General features: G+C 63.1%; 4 protein-coding genes. All 4 read right to left on the reverse strand.

Features of this window, described 5'->3' with window-relative positions:
• Window positions 1-276, reverse strand: a 276-nt coding sequence (locus tag GXH28_RS15670; protein WP_169239948.1) for a PIG-L family deacetylase, incomplete at its 3' end; no start/stop codon positions are given.
• Between the two features lie 45 nt (window positions 277-321).
• The gene (locus GXH28_RS15675; protein ID WP_169239949.1) at window positions 322-789 is read right to left on the reverse strand and encodes a hypothetical protein; all 468 of its coding nucleotides are present in this window, start codon (window positions 787-789) and stop codon (window positions 322-324) included.
• Window positions 790-911: 122 nt separating this feature from the next.
• On the reverse strand, window positions 912-2,150 hold the full coding sequence (locus GXH28_RS15680) for a PSP1 domain-containing protein (protein WP_169239950.1): 1,239 nt from the start codon (window positions 2,148-2,150) through the stop codon (window positions 912-914).
• Between the two features lie 74 nt (window positions 2,151-2,224).
• Window positions 2,225-2,875 (reverse strand): P-loop NTPase (locus tag GXH28_RS15685; protein ID WP_169239951.1); only part of this gene is annotated, 651 nt, incomplete at its 5' end.

The following is a 2,875-nucleotide window of genomic DNA, read 5'->3' on the forward strand; positions in this document are numbered from 1 at the left end:
GTCACGTCGAACATCCAGCGTATTCAGCAGCTCGCCGTCCATGTGGCTCAGAAAAGTCACGTCGCTCACGCCCAGGACGGCCGCAGCGTTGCGTTGCTCGTCGCGGCGCATGGCGACCAGTCGGGCCGGCGTCATGTCCGGCTGGTCGCTGCCTTTGTCGCCGCCGGTGACGACGACGTAGCGCACGTCGTGGCCTTCATGACACCAGCGGGCGATCGTGCCTCCGGCAAAGAATTCAGGGTCGTCGGGATGGGCGATGATGACGAGGATGTTCACGCGCTAGGAGGTAGAGAGGGTGGTGCCCTGTCTGCTCCAGGCGCTTTAGTTTCCGAGAGGTCGCGCCGTCGCCAGAACGGATTCGGCAGTGCGTCGGCAGTAGCTCCAATGGCGCCGAATGTCGGCGGGCGGTGTAAGCAATATGCCCGAGCTGTTAAGATAGTCGAGGTTGGTTGGTCGTATATAGCGATAGACTGCGAATTGAAGGCGCCACTGGGCGTCGTAGTAGGTTGTGCGCATCATCCGCCGCGTATTGCGCGAGATGGAAACGACGCGCTGCTTCCAATCCCCTGGGATACCACGGCCGGGGTTGAGCGACAACGCGCAACCCAGCGCAGCGATGTTCTGAAGCTCGTTCGTGGCCGAGTCCGCGCGCCACTGCCTCGAGCTATAGGTTAGCAACACCCCGGGCACGATCTCCCAGTCGCCACGCCCGGCTACCGCGGGATGGGGTGCGCCGCTCACGAGCGACATCATCCCAACGAGCAGAACGACGAGAATAGGCTTTCTCATGTCTTGTCTAACCTCCGCACAAGTTCGACGAGAAGCGAATTCTCCGCATGATCGCAGTTGCAGCCCGACAATCAATCGCTGCCGCACTCAACCCGAATGTATTGAGGGTGCTCCGCTGAGCGCTATTCGCCCTTTTTGCGCCGGAGCAGCGGACGGCGTTTTTGCTGCGCATCTCCTTTGCTGCCGGCGTCCGAAGGACGCGGCTGGCGCCCGATGTCGGTCGGGCGGCGCTCGCCGCGCTGCTTGCGATCTTTCTTCTTTGCGCGGGCCAGGCGCGCGCGTTCCTCGTCCTGCTGCGCCTCGTTTGCTTCGATGAAGGCTCGGGCCGCCGGTGGGAGTTCGGCTGCTTGAGCTTGCGACGATGCGTCTGCTTCACCCTGCTTACCTTTGCCGCAGTCGCATTCGCCATTCGCATGGCGGTCGCACGTTCCGCTCGCAGCCTTCTCTTGCAGGCGCTTCCACTCTTCCAGCGGGATGAGCTGCTCGCGATGGAACTCGACTTCGCGCGCTTCCGGCCCTTCGCCGATCTTCACGCGCACCGAGTCGCGTAGGTGCAGAATCTCCACCACCTTGCCCGGCCCCAGCGGCGTGCCGATCATAGACTTGAGCTTGGGCAGGTGGCGGCGCGCCTCGACGTATTGTTCATACTCGTAGATCAGGCAGCAGCGCAGCCGGCCGCACATACCGGTGATGTCGTGCGGGTTCAGGCTGAGGTTTTGCTCCTTGGCGTGCTTGATCGAGATCGGGCTGAACTCGGTGAGGAAGCGTGAGCAGCAGCGTTCCTCGATGCCACACGCGCCCATGCCGCCCAGGATCTTGGCTACTTCACGTGGGCTGATCTGGCGCGTCTCGATACGCGCGCGGTAGAGCCGGCTCATCGCCTCGCGCAACGCGCCCACCTCGACGCGCTCTTCCTGATCGGACGAATACAGAAAGGTCAACGTCTGCCCGTCGAAGCTGTATTCAGCGCGCACGATCTTGATCGGCAAGTTGAGGGCAGCGCTCTCGGCACGGCAGGCGATCATCGCCTCCAGCTCTTTGCTCTCGTAGTAGTGGCGCATGGCCATGTCGCGGCCGGTGGCGCGGCGCTCGATGCGCTTGTAGGGACCGCCCTTGTCCTTCGGCGGTTTGAGGGTGGCGACTTGGCCCATCTGTTTGCCGCGTGCCGTGTCTACGATCACCCAGTCGCCAACCTTCAAGTCGTCGAAGCCCTCGGCGCTGTAGTGATAGACCTTACCGACCGGCTGGAAGCGCACACCGACCAAGCGCGGTTTAGGTTCGGTCGGCTTCTCCTCCGGTGGATATACGCCTGTCCACTCCGGCAGGTCGAACATCGAGGGCTCTTTGACCGCGGTCTCCATGCCAAACATTTAAATGCCGATTCGTCAGGAACGCCAACGACATGCGCGGCTCGGCAAAGCGGCCGTCTGGTGTCTCACCCGATGATCGAGATCGGGATGACGTTGTTCTGCTGGAAGTTCAGCACGCTGACGCGCGCCGCCACCTGCTTGGCGATCTCGGTCAGTCGCTTGGCCGCTTCGCTGTCGGGATATGCCGCAACGATCGGCCGGCCGCTGTCGCTGCCGATGCGGATCGCCGGGTCGAGTGGCACGCTGCCCAGGAAGGGCACCTTCTTCATCGCCGCCAGACGCTCGCCGCCGCCTTCGCCGAACATGGCGACCTTTTTGCCGGTGGCCGGGTCGGTATATGGCCCCATGTTCTCGATCACGCCGATGATGGGAATCTTGAGCTGCTCGAACGCCGCCAGGCCCTTGAGCGCATCGCCCATCGAGACCAGTTGCGGCGTGGTGACGATGATGCCCATCACGCCCTGCGCCGTCTGCGCCAGCGAGAGCTGCGCATCGCCCGTGCCAGGCGGCATGTCCACGATCAGATAGTCCAGGTCGCCCCAGGCCACGTCTTGCAGGAATTGGCGGATGGCGCTGTGAAGCATTGGCCCGCGCCACACCAGCGGCGACTCGGCGGGATAGATGAAGCCAATGCTGAAGATTTTGATCCCGAATTTCTCTTCCGGGACAAGCTTGCCGTTTTGCTGGGCCACACTCGGCATGGCGCGCCCGTCGGG

The sequence above is a fragment of the Candidatus Roseilinea sp. NK_OTU-006 genome (genome assembly GCF_012931985.1).
Taxonomy (GTDB): Bacteria; Chloroflexota; Anaerolineae; order J036; family Brachytrichaceae; genus JAAFGM01.

What these genes read in the sequence shown, in the direction of transcription:
- GXH28_RS15675 (WP_169239949.1), bottom strand. Translation starts at nt 789, where the DNA reads ATGAGAAAGCCTATTCTCGTCGTTCTGCTCGTTGGGATGATGTCGCTC.
- GXH28_RS15680 (WP_169239950.1), bottom strand. Translation starts at nt 2,150, where the DNA reads ATGGAGACCGCGGTCAAAGAGCCCTCGATGTTCGACCTGCCGGAGTGG.